A 22000-nucleotide genomic window follows, 5' to 3' on the forward strand; every position below is an offset into this window, starting at 1 on the left:
CCGAAGACCAGTTCTAATCGTATTCACTTTAGGGAGATTTGATGTAGGCGCGCGCGGGTAGCATAGCGATTTGGTATCTCAGCTGGCTCGCGCTCGGTCGAAGGGGGACTATTCCAGATGTCAGTCAGTGTCAGGTCTCAGAATATGCTTTGGGGTCGAGCTGCGGGCCGTTGTGCCTATCCCGGCTGCCAGTTAGAATTGGTCCATGAAGACGATGCCACAGATCTGACTATCATCGGCGAGAACTGCCACATTGTCGCGGAGAAAGAAGATGGCCCTCGGGGTAAATCTCCGATGGAATTAAAGGATCGCAATTCGTACCCGAATTTGATTTTGATGTGCCGGAACCATCATAAAATCATTGATAGCAACGAGCTCACATGGACCGTTGAGAAGCTTCACGAATTGAAGCGTGAACATAACGCTTGGGTACAGCAACTCGGGCTGGATGTAGATCGTATTCAAGATGATGAAGATTACAGCATTCTCATCGATGATTGGGCTGCTCTCTGCCACATTGATACTTGGTACACATGGACAAGTTACGTGCTAGGCGCTTCTCGTCCACGCATATTCGAGAATGTTGATCAAGATCTATCAGCGATGAGAATTAAATTCATTGGCAAAATTCTGCCGGGAAGGCACCGCTCACTCGAGGATGCTTTTGCAAATTTTTCAAGAGTTCTTGCCGATTTTCATTCGACACTACATCTCCACTTAATGCCATCTCAATCGAGTGGCTTGCTCATTACGGATAAGTTTTACTCAAACGGCGGAGCCTACAACCCAAATTACGAGATCGACTCTCAACGTTACGATGAGCACGTCGATCTCGTAATTGACCTAATGCTCGAACTCACACGGGCCGCTAACCTCGTATGTGATCAGATACGATCCACAGTCTTTCGGAGTTATCGAAGGAAGGATGGTCATCTGATGGTGGCACTAGGTGCAGCTGGTGGCTTTTCTTACGAAACAATCTTGACGCGCTATTCAGCTTTGGAAGCTGCGCAACTGCAGCCGTACCCGGGCCTTGCCGCGTTCCTTACTGTAAGGCGATCACGAGATCGCTTCGTTGGTTAGCGCTAGCGTAGTCGATGCGTAGTCTCCGACATCAATTTCTACATCCAACGGCGGCGGTGGCTTGAGCAGCCGTTTCCGTGAAGGGGATTAAATGCCCGGAAATTGCTCGGTAACCGACGCGGCGTGAACGTCCGAAATCCCAGCGACCCAGCTCCGAACCGGACGCCTCTCCCTACCGGCCAATCCCAGTCACGAGGTGCTCGGAGTTGAACGCATGACTGAAATGTGGCCTTGCGGTCAGCGATGCCGCTCGCAGGCGGTCACGGGAATGAACACAGGTTCCCCGTATCCTGCATAAACGTCGCTCAGCAGCCATGCACGTTCAGTATCGCTTTCGCCTTCTCCAATGGTTCTCCACCAGAACCGAAAGACAGCATCCCAGCGATAGCCGCGAGATTTGAGCCGATCCTTGGCGTCGAACGGCGCGTCGATCGCATTCACTCGATAGGTCGGCTGTTCCGAACGAGTGATGAGCTTTGCCAGGATCGTCTCTCCGTCTGGCAGCTCATGGGAAAGCAGATATAGAAGGGCGAGGATATCATTCTCAGCCCTGTGCCCTTTATAGAACCAACCGCATTGCGACACGAGATGCGCAAGGGCACGCCCCTCGAACCCAAGTTCGAGCCAATCCAGTTCGGCCATGGAGCAGGCCCAGGGCTTGCCGGCGATCGCCGGCAGGCGACGATCCACAAAAGGCCGATCGAAGGCGGCATTGTGGGCAACGATGATGTCAGCGGACGAGAGAATTTCCATGGCCACGGCATCGTCGATGGCTTGTCCGGTAACATCATCGGCCGACAGGCCTGTCAGCTTGGTGATCTTCGGGTCGATGCGGATACCGGGATCATCGCGCCAAACCCGGGGCACGCCGACCTGGATAATTCGGCCGGCTTCATCGAACCGGAAACGCTGGATGGCGAGTTCTATGATACAGTCAGTCTCGCGGTCGAGGCCGGTCGTCTCGACATCGATCGCAACGCCGATGCGGCTGGACGTCTGCGGGCCAGCCTCGTGAAAGTGCGTGACGGGCGTAAGGCGTCGCTGCACGCGATAATCAGGATGCGTGCCCAGCAGGTCTGCCGCCTGCTCATGACGATCAGCCGTAGCGAAACTCATCTTGCGGCCATTCCTGTCATGCGCTTTCTACCACGCGGAAGACTGTGCCGCTGCCGGCGTCCCGAACAAGATCAACCCGCTTTCCATCCCAATGATAGTCCAGATGCCGGCCTTGAACAGGCTTCGAGGCACAATCCGGATAGAAGAGCGCGACGCACTCGCCACCGGCCTGCCGAACGCTCGGATAGACAATGCCATCCGAGCCTGAACCGCGCAGGCTCGCCGCGAAATGCTGCGCCGCCCCATAGTGGTCAGGGTCGAGGCAGGTGCCGGCCGTGGAGTCATGCGTTCTGAGATCATGGAGTTCAGCATCCACCTTCAGGACGATCTCTCGAAACTGCGATGTCCAGCCGGCAGCTTCAGCCGTCCGGGCCATGAAAAGCGCATGATGGTGGATCGTCTCGAACAGCGCGGTTTCATAGTTTCGCGCAATATAGAGCACGCCATAGTGCCCGGTCGAAAATCGGCTTGGTCGATCGACACTGACGTGGGTGAACGACGCCATGAGATAGGAGGCGCCGACACCGCCGACCCGTCGCTCGGGCGGGATCAGATCGATGTTACCGACCGACGCCATGATGCGGGGGTTCGTCTTTTGCTCCGCCGAAATAAGAAGGGGCCAGTCAGCAGGATCTGCAATGTCTTCGAACAGGTCGATCGGTGGATAGATGCTGCGGATGATCCTGACCGCACCCTCCCATTCCACTCGGGACGTTGGCACCCCCACACTCGTCACCAGCCGCCCCGCTCCGCGTCGAGATAGCGCCGCACCCGCATGATATCGGTCAGTTCGCCGCCCAGCATGACCGCCAGCGCACTTGCGCCTTCGAAAGCGGCATTAGGCGCCTTGACCCACTCATAGCCGCGCTGCGGCTCCTGGAAGATGAGGCGCAGTGCTTTGTGGATACCCATGAGGTTGGAGAGACGAGCAAGCCCATCGCGCGAAATGCGGCTCGGCCCTTCGGCTTTCCAGCGACGAAAGCTGCGTACCGGCATATCGGTCAGCAGGGCGGCCTGCTCGTCGGTGACGCCCCATTTTGCAAACAGATTGAGGGCCGCGCGAAACAAGGCGGCACCTTCCTCCTGCGTAACAGGCCCAGGCTGAAATGGGATGGGAACGGTTTCAACAGGTTGCAGCATAGCCATAGGACAACTCCATATGGCATCATATATATTAATTGATGCCATATGGCAATTATCTTGTCATTATGGCTCAGTGGCAGTCGGCAATCGTGGAAGCCCGCATCGAGACGACACCAGCTATGCTGTTTAGCGCATAAACGCACTTTATGCGCTAAACAGCATAGCCTGCAGGGCATATGGCGAGCTCCGGCACCGCTGGCGGAAATGCTAGAGGCCGAGCAAATTCTTGAGGCTGTCATATCTTATCAGGGTGGCGCGGCCGACTTTCATCGTTTCCAGTTCGCCGGCTTTTATGATCTCGTAGAGCCGCGAGCGACTGAGCCCGGTGATCTCCACGGCGGTCGCCACGCGCACAGTCAGGGGCTCGCGTCTGAGTGGTTCCTGCTCGATCGTCATGGCTTGCTCCTTTGCGCGTCGCGCGCGCGCATGAACCCGCGATCGCTTTCGAGAAACGCCGCCAGCATCGCGGGAATGAGATCGGCGACGGGCTCTTCCACGCCATAGGCCTGCGCGTAGATCGACGCATAGGCCTGGAGCGCGGCCTGAAGGTCAGGCGTGATCGTGACGGCGAGCTTGATCGGCGTCCGGTCGGGGAGCTTTCCCAGTTTCAAGTCGGGCATGTCAGCCTCCAAGTCCGCGCCAGGGCGCGAGGATCAGGTCACGGTTCACAAGCAAGCGAACCGGAGCGCCGGGCCGGATGGTGATCGTGGGCGGGATATCGAGATTGCGCTGAGTGATCTGGTCGCCTGCCCTTGCTGTATTGGATTGGGCTGACTCTCGGATCGCTTCCACCAGATCACTCTCGCCGGAGATCGAGAGCTCCGAGCCGACGCCGAGCATCGTCGCGATCGCGACACCTTTGAGCAGGGTCCAACTGTGGAAATCGACCCCGTCCGAAAGCCCGGAATAGCCCGCTGCATCAGCCGCTGGCATATTGTCGAGACGGATCGAACTACCATCCGGCAGGATGAGACGCTGCCACACGACCAGCGCCCGTCGCTGCCCGAAGGCAACCACGCTGTCATATTTGCCGATCAATCGGGCGCCCTGCGGCACCAGCAGGATGGTGCCCGTGACCGTGTCGAACACATTCTGGGTCACCTGCGCCGTGACCATCCCAGGCATGTCCGAGTTGAGCCCGGTGATGAGGCTCGCGGCAATGATGCTGCCTGCAAGCAGGCTGTTGGGGGAGGCCGGCGCAACGAGCCGACCGGAATTCAGGTCGCCGCCAGTGTCGGGGGCCGACGCGAATTGTTCCTTGCGTGGCACGGCGGTGCCCGGGGTCGCGGCCACAGGGGCGGGATTGGCAGTAGAGGCTTCAACCGAGGTTGCTGCCGCAATGCTGCGGCCGGAAGTGATCTGCGCCAGGAGGCCGGACTCCCTTGCGGCCTTGAGGTCGGCCAGTCGCTGTTGGCGTGCGGCATCCGCCGTATCGATCCGCGCGGGCGGCATAGCCCCCTCTGCCCGTTCCTGGGCGCGCAGGATCGGACGGCCGAGATCTCCGGGCAGGGGTGGCCCAAGCCTGGGTGCATCGCCATAGCTGCCCGGTAGGCCCGAAAGCGCGTCCTGCGTCGGCTTCGCCAGCGGCTGCGACAATTCGCTGTCCTGGGCATGCCCGCCGTCCAGGCCGTGCCTTCGCCGGTCAGGACCAGTACGCCGACATCGTCCCGAAACTCCAGTTCGTCGAGCACGCGCATCATCTGGCGGTTGAGGCGCGGCGACATGCAGTTGCGCTTGTCGGGGCGGTTGAGGCTCACCCAGGCGATGCCATTCTCGATCGTGTAGGCGACGGTTTCGAGTTCGGTCTGTTCGACACCCTCGACATGCAGGATATTGGTCATGAGAAAGTCTCCGGAAAAATCAGGCAAAGGGGATGGGAGGGACCCATTTCAGTTGGGCCAGTTCAGATGGGCCGAGTTCAGATGGGGTAACCGAAGACCATCTTGCGCGCGCCGAAGCCTATGCCGTGCGGCAGCAGCGGGACCGGCCTGTGGCGGTATCGGTGATGTCCCGAACCCCTGTCGCCGACCTGGCAGGAAAAGACGCGCCGACCTGGCTCGATCGGGAGTTGTCGGAAGGAAGCGGAAACCCGGTTCGCGATGCTGGTTTCGGGCGCGAGGTCAGGGCGGCGCTGGCAGCGCGACGGCAATGGCTGGTCGAGCAGCAACTGGCTGATCCGGACGGTGCGGCGCTTCGGTTCCGGCAGGGGACCATAGATGTGCTTCGCCAGCGCGAATTGCGGCAGGCTGGTGCTCAGCTTGCGGAGGGCGTCGGTAAATCCTTTGCGTCTGCCGGGATCGGCGAGCGGATCGAGGGGACCATCGCCCGCCGGATTGATCTTGAAGGCGGCAGCTATGCGCTGGTCGAACGGTCGCGGGATTTTACCCTCGTGCCCTGGCGGGACGTTCTCGAGCGCAACATGGGCAAGGCGGCATCCGGCATCATGCGGGCGGATGGGATCAGCTGGCAGTTTGGGCGCGGTCGGTCCGGGCCGGTGATTTCATGAAGGTGCGGGCAACTAGGCTGTCCACCGTGCTTCAACTGCCATCTGATCAAAATTCCATTGCCGGGCTTTCCGGGGCACCCGTCGCCTGCTAGCTTGCCTGTGAACATAAATAGAACATTCACGGTTTGCGCCTTGCATTCTGGGTCAAATGGCGACACTATGTCGCAAATCGTCCCAGAGGTATCATGCAGAACGAATTCGCAACGCTCCGTGCACAGGCAGGCATTTCTATCGAGGAGCTGGCGAACCGTCTGGGCTATAGCCCCCGTCAACTATACCGGTGGGAACGAGGCGACGGCACGCCCCGGCGCGCCGCGCTGAACATGCTCCAGAATATGGCTGGCGGATCGGCAACCGGCTTTGGCGAGAGCCGCTTCAATTTCATCGATCTGTTCGCAGGGATTGGCGGCATCCGGAAGGGGTTTGACGCCATTGGCGGGCACTGTGTGTTCACGTCGGAATGGAACAAATATTCCCAGCAAACCTATGCGGCAAATTTCCGCGACAATCATACGCTGCATGGCGACATAACCACGATCAAAACCCATGAGATTCCGGACCATGATGTTCTGCTGGCCGGCTTCCCCTGTCAGCCCTTCTCCATCGCGGGTGTTTCCAAGAAGAACTCCCTGGGTCGCCAGCATGGTTTTCTGGATGAAACGCAGGGCACATTGTTCTTCGATGTGGCGCGCGTTCTGAGGGACAAGCGGCCTGCCGCCTTCATGCTGGAGAATGTCAAAAACCTGACCAGCCATGACAAGGGCCGGACCTTCCAGGTGATCCTGAAAACGCTGACCGAGGAGCTTGGCTACAAGGTCTGGCACAAGGTGATCGATGCGAAGCATTTCGTGCCTCAGCACCGCGAGCGCATTGTCATCGTCGGCTTCCGTGACGAAGTGCCATTCAGCTGGGACGATCTGGACCTGCCGGAGAAGGGTTCCGTGAAGCTGAAGGATATCCTCCATCCCGGTGACGGCACCGAGAAGGCGGAAGGGGCTTACACCCTTGGCCCGGACGCGATCGTGAACGGCAAATATACGCTCACTGACAAGCTCTGGCAGTATCTTCAGGGCTATGCCGACAAGCATAAGGCCGCAGGCAATGGCTTCGGTTTCGGGCTGGTGACGCCGGATGATGTGGCCCGGACCCTGTCGGCCCGTTATTATAAGGACGGGTCGGAGATTCTCATCAGTCAGGGCAAGAAGATGAACCCACGCCGTCTGACCCCGCGCGAGTGCGCCCGCCTGATGGGCTATGGAGACGATTTTCGCATCCCGGTATCCGATACGCAGGCTTATAAACAGTTCGGCAATTCGGTCGCCGTTCCGGTCTTCCATGAAGTCGCCCGGATCATGCAGCCGCATATCCAGACACTGGTCGAGGCAGGGCAGCAGCGCGAAGCTGCCTGACATTTGGCGGACGTTCACGATCCGGCGACCCGCAGTCGCAATATGGCGGCCATCAAAGGCAGTCATACGAAGCCTGAAATGCAGGTCCGCGCTGCCCTGCATGCGGCGGGTCTGCGCTTCAGGCTTCACGTAAAGAATCTGCCGGGCAAACCCGATCTGGTTTTCCCACGCTGGCGGGCCGTCATTTTCGTCAATGGCTGCTTCTGGCACCACCATGATTGCCACCTGTTCAGATGGCCATCCACGCGTGAGGATTTCTGGCGAGCGAAGATCGGGCGGAATGTGGAGAATGATGATCGTGTGGTCGGCGCGCTGCTGGCCTCCGGCTGGCGGGTAGCCACGGTCTGGGAATGTGCGCTGAAGGGCCGGACCCGGCTCGATTTTCCCGAGGCTATGCAGCGCCTAGTCGCCTGGATAAGGTCGTCGGAGAAGACTATGACTGTCAGGGGCGAATAATTGGTCGCATCACTGGGGCAATTGCTGGATCTCATGCGCCATCATGGCGCTCACCGCATCTACGCAAAGCATCTGTCGCCCAACGATAATTCGAAGAACCAGGTGTATCTGGGCGGCGGCTTTGCGGCGCTGAATGTCATCCCGCATGGCGAGGTCTATACCGACGCCTCTGAAAAGGCCGGCAGCGTGCGCGACCGCGCCAAGGCCGATGTCGAATTTTACTGGGTCAATGAAGAAGGCAGGCACCGCGCACCCGACGCGAACCTGATCCTCTACCCCAAATATCCCGAAGTGCGGATGTCCGGCTTTCTGAAGGGCTGCAAGGCGGCACCCTCAAAGCTCCTCACCGTTCGCGACGAGGGGCGGGCCATGTTCTTTGGCGTCACCCGGGACGGTGTCGTGCTGGGTTATGTGACGGATGCTGATAACCCGATCACAAAGGAACTGGCGGCGGGCGTCTGGCCGATGCTGGGCGTGTTCATCGAACTGCCGCTTAGCCTGGACCAGCCTGCCGATCCAAAAACGATCCTGCTCGACGAACTGCGCCGCATCTATCAGCTGAACTGGATCATGTCCCAGAAGCTGGCGAAAGACGGAACGAAGGCGCCCTACGCAGCCCGCAACGGCGGCGGCTACACTCTTGAAGCCGAGCTTGGCATTACCCCCAACGGCTATGCAGAGCCGGATTTCATGGGCTGGGAAGTGAAGCAATATGGCGTGAATAATTTCACGGCGTTCAGGCCGAAATCGCCGGTGACTCTGATGACGCCGGAGCCGACCGGCGGCGTCTACAAGACTGAGGGCGTGGCGGAATTTCTGAAGCGGTTCGGATATGCCGATCAGAGCGGCAAGGAAGATCGCTTCAATTTTGGCGGTCGCTACGATTGCACCCGCGACCACCATCATCTGACCGGCTTGCGCATGACGCTGACAGGATATGATGCAGCGAGCAGCAAGATTGCCGATATCGACGGGGGCATGGCGCTGGTCAGCGTGACCGACGAGGTTGCAGCATCCTGGACGTTCAAGGGTCTGATGGCGCACTGGAACCGGAAGCATGCGCAGGCAGCATATGTACCTTCGCTATCCCGCACGCCACCGCCGGAGTATAGCTATGGCGCACAGGTTCTCCTCTGCGAGCAGACCGATTTTCTGCTGTTCCTCAAGGCCTTTTCGACAGGAACGGTCTATTACGATCCGGCCGTAAAAATCGAAAAGGCTTCGTCAGCGAAGCCGGACATCAAACGGCGGAGTCAGTTCCGGGTTGCCCATGCCGATCTGACCCAGCTTTATCAGCGGAATGAAACCGTTCTTCTGCTCTGAATGGGATTTGTACGAACCCGGTTTGGGTAAGGCCATCGAGCCAGCGGCCGTCCGCAGCACTGCGCCGCAATCCGCTGCACTGTCGGGGGCTTCGATCAAAGCAACATTGCGTGAATCGTAAAATCATTCTTGGCGCTGACCCGCTTATGTAGGAGAGTATAACTCGACAGGCGATGTGCGTGGGATGCGGCTTTGTTGCTGCGCCAAAGTATATCGGGATTCCAAAAGCCAAGGGGGGCGTGTGGAAGATGCAGAGCCGGACACGAGAGACTGTCCAGATATTGATCGCCAAGCGGAAGTCGAAGATGACGACCTCACCGACTTTCTCTCTGAGGGCGATGAAGTCGATACGGATGATTTTGCAAATCTCGTTCGGCTAGATATCGTTGCGAAAGCGTTCAAGGCCCTTTCTGCCGACGCGCAGAGAGGGGGCGGTTCACTCCAGCGCAGCGATGTCAACCGCACCTACCTTCGCCGGAAGCTGTCAATCGCCGAGTGTGTGGAGATCGAGACCCTCTTAGCTTCAACCGGCTATCCCATCGTCGAGGAGGAAGAAGAAGCATTAGATCAAGGAAGCGGGGGTCCCGACAAAGGCCGACGGAAATATCGCTATTTGAATGAGGTCGAAGAGCGGGAACTCGGTCGTCGGATACAACTATCGCTCCAACTTCCAGAGGATACGGCCGGCCTCGATGCGGCCTATGTCGGGCGCGTGCGTGCGGATGCTGACAAGGCGAGGGCGACGTTTGTCGCGGGGAATCTCCGATATGTTGAAATGCTCGCGCGACGTCGGGGCCAAAAGAAACACCTTTCGCTCGAGGATCTCGTCCAAGAAGGCGTGATCGGGCTGATGCGGGCGACGGACTTATATGATCCCGAACGGGGGTTCCGTTTCAAGACCTATGCGACGTGGTGGATCGAGCAGCGAATCCGTAGGGCGATAGCGGACGGTGACCGATTGGTACGGCTTCCCGTCCATCTTCAGGAAAAGATGACAAGGATCAGGCGTGCCGAGGCCAGATTGACTCTGGCCAATGGCAAAACTCCGACATCAGATGAGCTTGCGGCAGCCATAGGGATGGACTCCGAGCGTTTGATGAAGCTGCTCTGGCGTGTCCAGGCGACGGATTGTATCGAAGGGGATGCTCCGATCGGCGAAGACACGACCTTGCTCGCCCTTGCGGTAGATCCCACCGAGTCTGCTTTTGACATGGTCTCGTATCGGGAACTGCAAGAGCGTTTCAGTGATATCCTGATGACGCTGTCCCCACGCGAAGAGCGGGTGCTACGGATGCGCTTCGGCATCGGTTTGGACCGTGACCATACCCTTGAGAGCGTCGGGCAAGAATATAGCGTCACCCGGGAACGGATTCGTCAGATCGAAGTGAAAGCACTTGGCAAACTGCGCCATTTCGTTCGTAGCACGCGCCTCCGCGGTTTCTTGGACAACTGAATGGCGCGGTATATCGGCCTCGGTTCTGACGAACCAATCGAGGATTCCGAACGCAGGGTTGCGGAGGCTTTGCGCCGGCTCCCCGACGGATGGGTCGTGTTGCATCATGTCAGCTGGCAATCGAAGCGCGGCGGCCGCCAAGGTGACGGAGAAGCGGATTTCATCATCTTCCACCCCCGCAAGGGCTTGATCGTACTCGAAGTAAAGGGAGGCGGCATCGACGTCGATCGCGGCCGTTGGATCACTACAGATCGCTTCGGGAAACGCCATGACATCAAAAATCCGTATGAACAGGCGACTGCGTCAAAGCATGCGCTGATCGGATGGTTTAGGGACCATGGTCTGGGTGCCCGCATGCGGATCGGCCATGCGGTGGTCTTCCCACATATGGACTCCGTACCGTCGGTCGGTCCGGCCGCACCGTCGCAGATCACCGTCTCCAAGACGGACCTTTTGGACATCGGTGGCGCCGTAGCGCGCTGCTTGACCCATTGGTCGCTCGAAGCGAACCTTCCTCCGAAAGACGTAGAGAAGGTGATTTCGCTGTTGGCGCCGACCGTGTCCGCGTCACCTACGCTGGCCAGCGCGAGTGGCGACGCTGAGGCCAATATGATCGTACTCACAGCGGAGCAGATCGAAGCGTTTTCCCGGTTGCGCGCCCATCGCGGTGGATTGATCATCGGCGGAGCCGGGACAGGTAAGACCGTTCTCGCTATAGCGCGCGCGCAACAGCTGGCTAGAGACGGATTTAGGACGCTCCTAGTCTGCTTTAACGAGCTGCTCGGGGCCGAGCTGACCGAACACGTCGGAAATGGTCCAGATCTCACCGCTGGCACGTTTCACTCGATATGCCTCCGGGAGGCTCATCGTGCTGGCATCCCCGTATCGAGCAAGCGCGATCAGGCGTGGTGGGAAGATGAAGCGCCGTCGATCCTGATCGACGCGTGCTCGCGCAACGAGACAATCTACGATGCGATCGTAGTCGACGAGGGGCAGGACTTCTCTCCGATTTGGCTCGACGCGCTCCGTTGCGTGACCCGGGGCATCGAGGCAGCGCCGTTCTTCGTTTTCGCGGACCCTCGCCAGGACTTGTGGAGACGCGGTTGGGATCTTGATGCGGCATATCCGTTTGTCTGGGAGCTGACACGAAACATGCGTAACACCCTCCCGATTGCGAAGCGTGTCGCCGCGATCGTGGGCGGCGACGCGCAGGGGCGCGGCATCCCGGGGCCTGATCCGATCTGGCGGATGTCCGAAGGTCCGGCCAAGGAGCGGGATGTCATCAGCGCGGTCGAAGACCTTCTGGACGAAGGTTTTGGTCCTACCAACTTGGTTGTACTTTGCTGCTCCGCCCGTATGGCCGAAAGGCTGCGGGAACGCTCGATCGGCCCATTCTCTTTTGGGCTCTGGGGCAGCCGCGGAATACCAGTCGAAACAATCCCCCGCTTCAAAGGCCTTGAATCCCAGGCCATCATCCTTGTCCTCGACTGCCCGTTTGCGGCGGACGGGCACGTCTCCGCCTATGTGGGAATAAGCAGAGCCCGTAGCGTCCTAGTCGTCGTCGGCGACGCCGCGGACATGTCCCGGCTTAGTTGGGAGACGTCGTGACGTCGAAATAGCCGAGACCGCCGGCCAAGGCCTTCCGGGACAGTCGAGTATTGAACATGCGGCAAGACGGTTCGCCGAGATGCAGGCAAACCGCACAGGCCCCGCCGGTGTCCTCGCAACCTGGGTCGAGGGCACATCGATGTTCGTCATCGACCATGCCATCCAGCAGGAGATGGAGATCAGATTCAAAAAGCGCTTGGAGGCCCCCGAGCACGAAGTCGCCACGGGCGGCGGCATAGACGAAGAACGAGAACGCCGTCGGCAAAACGACTTCGGAGAGGGCGCTCCGCTCGATCCCGGCGTAGACCGCCGCCCTCTTGATGAACGCGTGCGAGATCGAATGCACGAGTTCGATCACAGCTTCCGTCAGGTCGTTAGGCCTGTCTGTTGGTCCCATAGACGCCAGGATTGTCTCTGCCGCCTCTCGGTTCGAGGAAGCATTTGGAAGCGCAAAGCCCCTTCGGAGCAACCAGCCTAGGACCATGACCGGGTCGAGCTTGACCAACAGCGCTTCGGTCTGCGCCAAATCCCCGTAGACGATGTACTCGCCTGTCTTCTCCCGATAGGTGCGCAGCCTACTGTCGCCAGGGTTCGGTTTGCCACGGGTGTATCCGAACTGAGCGGTCAGCACCGGGAACTTGTCAATCAGTTCGATCCGCTCGATTCCGGCGCGGTGCAAGGCGCGTGGATATTCAGCCCGGTATTGTTCGCGGAGCCTCTCGGACGTCGACCGCGCGAGAAGGTCGGCGATCGTGATCCGGCTCTCGAACGTAGCCAGCGCTACTTGCTTCGCTTGGCGCTCCGCATCCGCGCGCAACTCGGGATCGAGCGCCAGTGTGCTTTTCCCGGATTCGGTTTTGTCGGGCATCGCGGATATCATCGCGGATATCGTCGCATCGTCGAACCCGCGATCCTCGAGCAGTTTACGGATCGAAGCGGGGTTCTGTGGGGCGGCCGACTCCGTCAGCCGCCTTCCCACCATGCCTTCAAGCATCCATTCGAGCGCGCGTTCGCCCCCGCCCGCTTGCTCGATGCGGATGAGGATTTCCCGGCGGGGCGGATTGATCATGCTGATCCCGCGCGGCTTGAACACATTGCCGGAACGGTGGACCGTGAACGATAGAGCCCCGCCTAGAGCACAGTCGCAGGACGCTCCGAACCCTCGGTTGATGAAAGTTCCGGGTGGGCATTCCGGACAGTAGAACACCAGTTCGGCGGCCGATGCGGTGCCAGGGAAACGGACGGCCCGTTGCTTGTGCTGCGGACACTTCGCGACGTACGGCGTTTTGATCGCCCCGCAGGCTTCGTGGTAACCGACAAAGGGTAACTGACCGCGGCGCGCGGTCGCGCCACATTTGCATCTGCCCATGGCGTCGTCATGCAGTCGTTTACAGCGCTGGCACATGAAAAGCCGGGGAAAAGGTTCGCAGTAGACGCCTTCCTCACGATTCAGTGCGTGCACGCGGACGGGCCGATGCGCCAATAGATCATCGACGAAGCCACTATCCTGACTAGGGCTGGCTTCCTTCCATGGATAGGCGGCGCGGATCAGCTCCTCGCGGAGCGCTCCCGTGTCGATCGCATTGACCGTCTTCGGATCGTTCCATCGCTTGACCTTCCAGACGCCGCCGCCGGCGTCGACCGTCTGCTCGGGCAGGTGACCGAACAGTATCTGCGACCCGCTCCTGTACTCCTTCATAGGGTACTGTTTCCTTTCAAGGGTGCCTGTTCCTCCACGTCGCGCAACGAGGTCATCGGCGCCCCGGTCGGTGAGGCGTCCGAGGGGAACCTAGCATCAGCCGGGGGTTCGCGCAGATTCCGCGCGAAGCCATCGAACCAGTCATGTAATTGCGTGCGCATGAACTCGTCATGTTCATCAATCCCGATGTCGGCCGCGATCGACCTCTCGTCGTCGGCGAGCATATCGGGATTGGCTTGGGAATACCGGTTTAGATCCCTGATCATAGTGATGCGAGCCTTGGAGGCGGGTTCGTGAATGAGGTTGATCCGAGCCATCTCGAGACCGGCGATCGTCCTTTCCAACACCCTCCGGCTCTTCCGAGTGATCGGGATCGGCTCTACGAAACGATCACCATGCGACACGAATTCGGGAAAAGCCCGATATACGCTCGCGTCGCGCTCCCGCGTCATCTTAGGGACGACAACGACAAGCGCCGGCCATTTACGGCCCACACGAGCGGTAGCTTGGATGAACTCCGCTACGCCGAGCGGGAAGGCCAGCATGATCATCACATTGAGCCGATCGATATCTACGCCATGCGACATCATAGATGACGCTGCGATCAGATGTAATCGATCTTCGTAGCGCGGCTCGGCGGTTTCCAGGCGATCGAGCGTCCGTTTGACCTCGTCGAAGCCGACTCTTCCGGTCAATGTCGCGACGTTCGGCGGCGGCTCAAGTTCGGCGTACTGCGTTTCGGATGACCGGAGAACGGCATCGATATCTTGCAGTGTATTCCCGTAGATGACGTTGGTGCCGTAGAGATCGACCAAGAAGGGCGCAAAGCCGACGTTGATCGAAAGCTCTTCACATAGCTGCCCGGGATCAGTGAAAAGCCGACGGATGGAGCGTTGGAGCGTGACGATCAGACGGTCCACCACGAATTCCACCGTCAAGCGACGGGGCGCGAAGGCGACGTAGCGTCGCATCACTTGGCCCGAGTCCGCGGCCCAAAAGCCTTGCCCGTCGATCGGCGGAGGCTGCGGGAACACCCTCGCTTTCCGCCGGTAAAGTACGTCCACCTGTTTGGTGTAACCGGAGAGTGTTGCAGACGAAGCGAGTATCTTCGGTTTGTGCCCGGTGAGCTGCTCTTGGATGCCGTCGAGCGCGCATTCGTAATGCGCGTCCACCGCCCCCAGGCTGTCACGCAACAGATGCAATTCGTCCTGGAGGCGGAAACTCACCGGATAGAGGTTGGCTGCCATGGGAAGTGGACCAGGGGTCCCGCCCGGGCAATCTGGGACGAAGCAACCGTTCGGAAAGGTACTCCGTGTCGCGTAGGTATAGCCGTGGCCCTCAATCTTGCACCGTCCATGAGGGCTAGCCACCAACCCTCGCATCCCGGTCTGGCGGGAGATGTTGGCGGCCTTGTCCAATGTCCCGATAACGATCGTCGGAAGGAAACGCCAAATCTCATCATCGATCACATGGATCGGCAACGGCTGCCCCGCCGTCGGACACGAAGGATTCGAGCAGATGTGATCGAGGCGCCATAACAGGCGGTCGAACTCAGTGCCCACCGTCCGCTGACGGCAGAATGGACATCGATCGAGCAACAGATATGGGTTCTGTTTTTCCTCGACCGTATCCGCGTCGACGCCGCGGGAAGATGCTTCCTTCAAAATCCTGTTGGGAGTCGCGGCCCCACCGACAAGGAACCCGAGCGAAAAGGGATCACCTTCGAGACCGATCTCGCGGCGCACAATCTCAGCGGCGGCGAGAGCGTTGGCGAAACGCTGGGTCTGTTGAAGGGACAACAGCCGCAATGGAAACCGCGACCAAGCGGTGATGCCCGAGACTTTGCCGCGTTTCCTGTCCAAGAACGCGGCGGTCAGAAGTAATCCGAGGTACGTTTCGGTCTTCCCACCACCTGTCGCGAACCAGACGATGTCCACGATCTCGGCCTCTGGGCGCGGATCGACCAGACATTGCAGGTTTGCGAGCAGAAACGCGATCTGGAAGGGCCGCCACTCATCATATTTTCCTGCGGCAGATATGCACATGGCTCGATTCATGAGCTGAAACGACGACCGCAGGATTTCATCGGTCTCCAGCGAACGGACGCCCGATTTGATGCGATCCAGTTCCGACTGGAAATCCTCTAGGGCCTCGCTGGCTTCCTGGCGCATGCCTTCGGACCAACCCTCGGAGCTGGCACGTCGGGCGAGCACCTCGTCAGACCAGACTTCAGAGGACCACGCCTCAAAGGATCGAACCAAGCCCCGGCAACTCTCGACCGGGTCTTCCGCCAAACCAGCGAAGGTCAGGTCGGGCTTCTGCTCTGGTGAAGGCCAGAACGTCGGACGTTCCCGGGTGTGCGCAGGACCGTCGCTTGTCCGGATCGTACCGCCATCATCGATCGTGAAGCCGCAATTGATCCCGTACGCCTGGACGTGACGATCATAGCGGAATGAGTCCGGCAGCGTCTCCAATTCGAAGGGCAGACGTTGTAGCCCCACGACCTCGAGCTCTGCCTCGAAGAAGCGGCCCTCCGCGTAATCGCCGACCTCTTGGCTCGTGTTCACGAAAGTGATCTCAAGCGCCCGGGATGACGGGGTACGCCCGGTGATACGGACGCGCACATCCCCACTAAGGCCTGGCACCCCGATCGTGGAGAGCGCGCTGGTGACCGCGTCAGCGCCGAAAATCTGATCGCCTTGCCGGTCCTCGACTATGATGGCTAGGCTGGCGCCCACGGGCTCCGACTTGTCCCAAGCCCAGCGGAGGCCTGCCCCTTCGTCTGCCCGCCGCCGCTTCCACAGGCGACAGCTGATCCGCACCTCGAAGGAGAGCGGGAACGCGGTCGCAGGTCTGATCCGGAGGCCGATGGCACAGGGCTCCAATCGGTCCTGACGTTCGTCCGGCCGGGTGACGAAGTCTTTCGGACCAATGCGGCCGAGCCAGAACCGGCCGGTAGGATCGACATGCGATACCTGTTGTTCGTCGCCGCGGGCTTCGATCATCACGCGCCGCTCTAGCCACGCTACGAAGCGCTCAGCCGCGCGGTAGCGAGCTACCTCGTCATTCGGGTCTTCGAGCAAGGTCATCATCCGCCCCCACCTCCCGACGACGCGTGCGGGAGCAGTGGATGCCTATCAGACGTTTGCCCTCGTTGGACCAAGAAAATCGACTAATTCGTCGATCAGACCAGCTTCGTCCTTCAGCTCGCATTCCCAAAGGGTCAAGACGTCCCACCCAGCGTCGCGCGCCGCTTCTTCCAGTCTCGCGTCCCGTGCCTCGTTACGCGCGAATTTCGCGTCCCAGAATTCAGTACGTGACTTCGGCATGCGGAAAATCGCGCACCTTTCGTGCGCATGCCAGAAGCAGCCGTGAATCTGGATGATCTTCCGCCGACGAGGGAACGCGATGTCCGGTCGTCCCGGGACTCCTTTCAGAAACACGCGAAACCTGTAACAGCCTGTGGAGCGGTTTGCGCACGATTATCTCAGGTTTGGTGTCCGAGCGCCTGATGCGCGCCATGACTGCGCTGCGCTGCGCTGTTGAGGGGTGAGGCGATCAACCATTTATCCGATATGAGAAGTGTGGAAAGCTCGTTTCAGATCGAGGTTCGGCGTTTTCGGGCATGCCCGCGACACGCATGGGTCAGAAGCAACGGATTAACCATCGAGCCCATCAGTAGCCCCGCCAATATCGTCGTGGAATTCCTGGCCAGCTTGGCCAGCCCCGGCAACGCCGCCGCCGATGCGCCGTGATGATGCAGAGTGACCGCCTCTATCAACCGTGATGCCTCACTGGAATGCGGCGCGATCGCGTTCGCCATCGTGGAGCCGATCTCGTCCAGCTCATCGAGGAGCATGAATGCGCGGGTTCCCCCGGGTCTCCGGTGCGTCCAGACGGACTGCATGTTCGCGATGTCGGCATTCTCGACAAAGTGCCTGATCCGCTCGAGACAGGGGGCGACGGCCGCCTTCAACGCTGGAGAGGCGGCTAGGTCGAGGCAGGCCGCTGTCTCTTCGTTCAATGGGATGGAATGGATCGCCTTGGAGGTCCCGAAATAGAAGGCCATCCCCCAAGTGACGATGTCGCCGGTGCAGTCATTAGCGAGTTGGAACCGGACGCCGCTCTTCAACTGCAGGCTGGGCACGGCGAACTTGAACGTCCTGTTCGCGGGATATCGTGCGCCAGCACGATCCGGCGGCGTCTCGCGCGGTATCGGTTTCGGACGCTTAAGGTTTCTCGCCGCGTGACAAAGCGATGGCGCATCTTTGGCTTGACGCCCTTGGAGAACCTGGCCCATCAGATACGAGAAGGCAGGCGGGACGGCGTTGCCGATCATTCGCAATTTTTGGCCATAGTTGGCGCCGTAGAATTGGAAGGTGACAGGAAATCCCTGGAGGGACGCCCGCTCACGCAACGTCAGCCGCCTGTAGGCGTCAATATGCCCTGGGGCGGCGATCACGATACTCTCGCGTGACACCCGCGTGCACGTTGCGGTGATCGTCCGTACGGTTCGGTCCATAGGATCAGGGAACGGCATGGAATTGTAGACGGTGTGCGTCATCTTGTTCGCCCGGTTTATCCGGACCTCTTCCGCGCTCAGCAAATCCTCTTCGACGTGATCGATCAGGTCCGATCGCGCGATAGATAGACCGTAGAGCGGATCGACGACCGGATTCGCGGCTAGCGCAGTGACGACCGCGCCAAGTGTCGGAGCATGCGCTGCGGACATGAACGATTTCAGCAATTCGATGTCGAAATTTCCCGCAATACACCGGTGTCGACGCTGCGGGAGTCCATATTCTGCCATGTCCACGACATGCGTGACGCAGCCGAGATGTGCGAATTCGGCCAAGACACCGCCTGGCTCGAGCTCCTTCTCGATGATCTTCGCGACCCGAGGGACGTTCTCCATCGCCCACATCCGCGGCTTGAGATGATCGACGATCGTCAGGAAGCAGATGATGTCCTTCAGCCCATCCGCAAGATCGCCACCACCACCCCTATTGCTATAGGAAAATTGGGTACAGGGAGGGCTGCCGACGACGATGTCGATGTCGCTTGGGAGATCGTCGAGTGCCAATCGGCGGATATCGACGGTTTGGGCTTGATGGGAATTGTTTTTGAAATTGGTCTCGTTCGCAGGCCCCCACAGCTCATAGGAAGCGACGACTTCGACACCGGCCAGTCTTAGACCCAGGGACCAACCGCCGACGCCCGAATAGAGGTCGATAGCTCTTACAGTCTTCGCAATTTTTGCCATGCAATCCCCCAGTCTGATACACGGCATACCTTGAATAGATCCTTAACCCGTTTGGCAAGATCCTTAGAGCGGCCCGACAGCAATCGGGAAGGAAAAATCGAGGCCGAGCGTCTCACCTGGGTCGACCGTATCGGGAATAGGCCAATTTTCGTCGGCCAGTCGAAATCGTTAAATGCACCGATAGGTGACGTGTCGATAACGACACTGTTAGCTAGAGGTGCTCTGGTGCGGGAAAATCGTCGTATCCAGCATACATCATGGACCCTACATATCCAACATATCGCACATAAGCCGCATTTTTTGCGTAAGGCGTGAACCTGCCTCGACGTCGGTTCTTCTTGGAACGGTGTGTGATTAGCCTTTGACCTCTAATCTCGCCAAGCTATCGATCTGGATGGTCCCAGCGATCCACAGGCGGGTGCACTGATACCGACGTGCGGCCCGGATCGATGTAGGCCAAGCAAAGCGCGGCTTGGGAGAGTGCGGACCGACATGGTGGTCGGACTGATCGCCCGGCTACAATCCCTTTATCAGATCAGCTCGCTAAGCCAATCTCATCACTTAGCGAAATGCGGACTAGATAGCGGTTTGCGGATAGCGACCTAGGCGCTAGAGGTTCAAAGAACTGGGTAGGATGGCGCGGGGGAGAGGCCAGTTGAACGAGATAATCGCTCTTGCGATTCATGATCTGAATCGCAAGGACGCAGAATATTCTGTGACCAGGTCGGAGGAGCTTCTTCAGGTCACTCCGACGGCCGAGCGCGTCATCGCGACCATCTACGACCTCTACAACCGGCGCACCTCCAAATCTCACGGCCGCTTCACTACTGCCGAGGGATCTCCGACCGAGGGGCAAATCCGCGACTATGTCACGGCGAATAAGAAGGACTTCCTTGGCCTGACCGGCCGGATGATGGACAATCTTGCGCGGGAGGCCGGGAAGAAGACAGCGTCGGAAGGCGGACATGTCTTCTTCGCTCACTTCCGGCGCGAGGGCAGCGACTATATTCTGGTGACGATCGTCACCGATACGCTGAGCACCGCGCTGACCAAGCGGCGCGGCATGCAGGATGTCGAGACGCTCGACCTAGACGGCTTCCGCTTCGCCGGGCGCATCAACCTGACCGCATGGGCCAATGGCCACGACCGGTATCTGAGCTTCCTGAAGGGGAAGGGCTCAATCTCCGACTATTTCCGAGATTTCCTCGGGTGCGATTCGGCGATCCTGGAACGGAAGGACACGCTGCACCTCGTCGGAGCGCTGAAGGATTTCACTGTTGCCGAGAAGATGGACGACAAGACCGCCACCGCCTTTCTGTCCGACGCAATGGATTACCTCGGAAAGGCGAACAAGGCCAAAGAGCCTGTCGAGTTCGAGGCGATGGCGAACCGGCTCATGCCAAATGCTCCCGCCAAGTTGTCGGGCTTCCTCGCTGACACCGACCGCCAACTAAACGAGGGCTTCGTACCGAACGCGAGCGCGATCAAGACGCTGGTGCGTCTCACCGGCAAAACCAAGATGTGGACCGTCGACTTCTCGCGCGAGGCGGTCGACAAGAGCATCGTGCGCTTTGACCAGACGGCGAACTCCCTCACCCTGTTCGAGGTGCCCGAGGATCTGGTGAGGCAAATGCGTGAGCAGGGGATGATAGGTGTCTGACATCACGTTCGCCGATCTCGTCGAAATCTACCGCGCCACGCGGTTCGACGGCGAAGATGGCGGCGTGCTAACCGTCGGCAGCGAGCATATGGCGGCAAATCTACGCGCCATCATGGACGATAATGACCTATATGCTGAAACCCAGATCACAGTCGATGGTGACGACGAGCCGACGGTCGGCTCCGAGCTGCGCGTTCACATCTGCCCGCCAAACGCTGCGAGCATGGGTCTGCTCGTTTCCTCCTTCGACGACCTGTTCCGGGCGCCCGGTGCCGTCCTCGCCGAGCCTGAACGCTATTATGTCAAGAATCCCGGCTTCGCGTCTGGCGATCATCCCGTCCCGGGTGTCCTCCTTCGATACCGAGCCGTCCTTGAGGTCCTGCGTATACTGAGAGAGACCGCATCAGTGAACGACGAGACGATGCGCCAGATGATCTTCATCGGGAAGGATAAGGTCGTCGTGCCGATCCGTTTCGGGGCCCTTGACCTGCAGGGCGATGTCGTCGCGAAGGCAGAACGGCTCGTCAGGCTCTTCGCGGAGGAGCTCCACATCGACGAGAAACGTACGATCCTCCAGACCACTCTGATCGAGATGGTCGGAACCATACGCGCCGACATCCGGCTGGCCTATCTGATCCGTAACCTGGAGCGCCTCGCCGACGAGGTCGAAAAGGGGTATCGCCTCTTCACCTCCAGCTTCTCCTATTCGAAAATCCGGAATGACGTGGAGAACGCGCGCCTCGACTTCGCGGGCAAAATTCACAAGACCATCGTGGACATCCAGGGGCAGCTCCTCGGCATCCCGGTCGCTACCATCGTCGTTGTGTCGCAGCTAAAGAAGGTGACAGGCTGCGACGTAACCTTCTGGGCCAACCTGGGCGTGCTGCTGGGGGCGTGGATATTCGTCACCATGCTCGTCATTGCGGGCATTAACCAGTGGAAGACGCTGGAGGTCATCTCCAATGAGGTCGAGCGCCAAAAGACCCGGCTTTCGGACGACTTTGCTGCAGTGGCTGATCAGTTTACGGATGTGTTCGATGATCTCGCTGAAAGGATACGGTGGCATCGTGGCGCCTTGATCGGAATCTGCGCCATCCTAGCCTTGGGCGCGCTCGGCACTACCATTGCCTTTCTCAAACTTGCGCCGATAGGGTGTAAGCGCCGACGGAAGGCGGCCTTGTTGCCGGCACCGGAATAGGAAAGCTCGCGGCCTTTGAGGAGGCGTGAGCATGGACATCGAGCAGTCAAACGAGCCTCGTATGAGCGGTCGCGGTGATGGCG

Annotated in this window: 20 protein-coding genes; 9 read left to right on the plus strand and 11 right to left on the minus strand. The window is 59.5% G+C overall.

Annotated elements, in window-relative coordinates:
• The first annotated feature begins 117 nt into the window (after window positions 1-117).
• The gene (locus RQH62_RS10905) at window positions 118-1083 is read left to right on the plus strand and encodes an HNH endonuclease (protein ID WP_311268776.1); all 966 of its coding nucleotides are present in this window, start codon (window positions 118-120) and stop codon (window positions 1081-1083) included.
• Between the two features lie 237 nt (window positions 1084-1320).
• Here RQH62_RS10905 and RQH62_RS10910 read toward each other — a convergent pair whose 3' ends face one another.
• From RQH62_RS10910 to RQH62_RS10940, 7 genes are all read right to left on the minus strand, one after another.
• Window positions 1321-2199, minus strand: coding sequence for a 3'-5' exonuclease (locus RQH62_RS10910; protein WP_311268777.1), 879 nt, complete (start codon window positions 2197-2199; stop codon window positions 1321-1323).
• Between the two features lie 16 nt (window positions 2200-2215).
• A complete protein-coding gene (locus RQH62_RS10915; protein ID WP_311268778.1) occupies window positions 2216-2905 on the minus strand; it encodes an RES family NAD+ phosphorylase in 690 nt (229 codons plus the stop codon).
• Between the two features lie 26 nt (window positions 2906-2931).
• A complete protein-coding gene (locus tag RQH62_RS10920) occupies window positions 2932-3345 on the minus strand; it encodes an MbcA/ParS/Xre antitoxin family protein (RefSeq protein ID WP_311268779.1) in 414 nt (137 codons plus the stop codon).
• Between the two features lie 204 nt (window positions 3346-3549).
• Window positions 3550-3738 (minus strand): helix-turn-helix domain-containing protein, encoded by a 189-nt coding sequence (locus tag RQH62_RS10925; RefSeq protein WP_311268780.1) that lies wholly within the window; start codon window positions 3736-3738, stop codon window positions 3550-3552.
• Window positions 3735-3962, minus strand: a complete 228-nt coding sequence (locus RQH62_RS10930) for a DUF2274 domain-containing protein (RefSeq protein ID WP_311268781.1) — start codon at window positions 3960-3962, stop codon at window positions 3735-3737. Before RQH62_RS10930 ends, RQH62_RS10925 begins: the two co-directional genes overlap by 4 nt.
• Window position 3963: 1 nt before the next feature.
• Entirely contained in the window at window positions 3964-4635 is a 672-nt protein-coding gene (locus tag RQH62_RS10935; RefSeq protein ID WP_311268782.1) for a TrbI/VirB10 family protein, read from the minus strand.
• Window positions 4560-5183: an enoyl-CoA hydratase-related protein gene (locus tag RQH62_RS10940; RefSeq protein WP_311268783.1), complete on the minus strand. Its 624-nt coding sequence runs from the start codon at window positions 5181-5183 to the stop codon at window positions 4560-4562. Before RQH62_RS10940 ends, RQH62_RS10935 begins: the two co-directional genes overlap by 76 nt.
• 32 nt (window positions 5184-5215) lie before the next feature.
• On the opposite strand from RQH62_RS10940, the gene RQH62_RS10945 reads away from it, so the two are divergent.
• The 6 genes from RQH62_RS10945 to RQH62_RS10970 all read left to right on the plus strand — a co-directional run bounded on the left by RQH62_RS10945 (window position 5216) and on the right by RQH62_RS10970 (window position 12097).
• Complete coding sequence (locus RQH62_RS10945; protein WP_311268784.1) at window positions 5216-5848, plus strand: DUF3363 domain-containing protein; 633 nt, start codon at window positions 5216-5218, stop codon at window positions 5846-5848.
• A gap of 185 nt (window positions 5849-6033) precedes the next feature.
• Window positions 6034-7257, plus strand: a complete 1224-nt coding sequence (gene dcm / locus RQH62_RS10950) for a DNA (cytosine-5-)-methyltransferase (protein ID WP_311268785.1) — start codon at window positions 6034-6036, stop codon at window positions 7255-7257.
• Window positions 7258-7260: 3 nt separating this feature from the next.
• Window positions 7261-7713 carry a DNA mismatch endonuclease Vsr gene (locus RQH62_RS10955; RefSeq protein ID WP_311268786.1) on the plus strand — a complete coding sequence of 151 codons (453 nt, stop codon included), beginning with the start codon at window positions 7261-7263 and terminating at the stop codon, window positions 7711-7713.
• Window positions 7714-9036, plus strand: coding sequence for an MvaI/BcnI family restriction endonuclease (locus RQH62_RS10960; RefSeq protein WP_311268787.1), 1323 nt, complete (start codon window positions 7714-7716; stop codon window positions 9034-9036).
• 241 nt (window positions 9037-9277) lie between these two features.
• Window positions 9278-10489, plus strand: coding sequence for a sigma-70 family RNA polymerase sigma factor (locus RQH62_RS10965; protein ID WP_311268788.1), 1212 nt, complete (start codon window positions 9278-9280; stop codon window positions 10487-10489).
• Window positions 10490-12097 (plus strand): NERD domain-containing protein, encoded by a 1608-nt coding sequence (locus RQH62_RS10970; protein ID WP_311268789.1) that lies wholly within the window; start codon window positions 10490-10492, stop codon window positions 12095-12097.
• Here the strand turns inward: RQH62_RS10970 and RQH62_RS10975 are convergent.
• From RQH62_RS10975 to RQH62_RS10990, 4 genes are all read right to left on the minus strand, one after another.
• Entirely contained in the window at window positions 12078-13796 is a 1719-nt protein-coding gene (locus tag RQH62_RS10975; protein ID WP_311268790.1) for a hypothetical protein, read from the minus strand. The genes RQH62_RS10970 and RQH62_RS10975 overlap by 20 nt on opposite strands.
• Window positions 13793-16888, minus strand: coding sequence for a helicase-related protein (locus RQH62_RS10980; RefSeq protein WP_311268791.1), 3096 nt, complete (start codon window positions 16886-16888; stop codon window positions 13793-13795). Before RQH62_RS10980 ends, RQH62_RS10975 begins: the two co-directional genes overlap by 4 nt.
• Before the next feature lie 45 nt (window positions 16889-16933).
• Window positions 16934-17239: a very short patch repair endonuclease gene (locus RQH62_RS10985; RefSeq protein ID WP_311268792.1), complete on the minus strand. Its 306-nt coding sequence runs from the start codon at window positions 17237-17239 to the stop codon at window positions 16934-16936.
• A gap of 155 nt (window positions 17240-17394) precedes the next feature.
• A complete protein-coding gene (locus RQH62_RS10990; RefSeq protein ID WP_311268793.1) occupies window positions 17395-19059 on the minus strand; it encodes a DNA cytosine methyltransferase in 1665 nt (554 codons plus the stop codon).
• 655 nt (window positions 19060-19714) lie between these two features.
• On the opposite strand from RQH62_RS10990, the gene RQH62_RS10995 reads away from it, so the two are divergent.
• Both RQH62_RS10995 and RQH62_RS11000 read left to right on the plus strand, forming a co-directional pair.
• Complete coding sequence (locus RQH62_RS10995; RefSeq protein WP_311268794.1) at window positions 19715-20719, plus strand: nucleoid-associated protein; 1005 nt, start codon at window positions 19715-19717, stop codon at window positions 20717-20719.
• Window positions 20712-21917 carry a hypothetical protein gene (locus tag RQH62_RS11000; RefSeq protein WP_311268795.1) on the plus strand — a complete coding sequence of 402 codons (1206 nt, stop codon included), beginning with the start codon at window positions 20712-20714 and terminating at the stop codon, window positions 21915-21917. The genes RQH62_RS10995 and RQH62_RS11000 overlap by 8 nt, the downstream gene beginning before the upstream one ends.
• Window positions 21918-22000: the final 83 nt, after the last annotated feature.

It is taken from the genome of Sphingobium sp. WCS2017Hpa-17 (assembly GCF_031843765.1).
Lineage (GTDB): Bacteria > Pseudomonadota > Alphaproteobacteria > Sphingomonadales > Sphingomonadaceae > Sphingobium.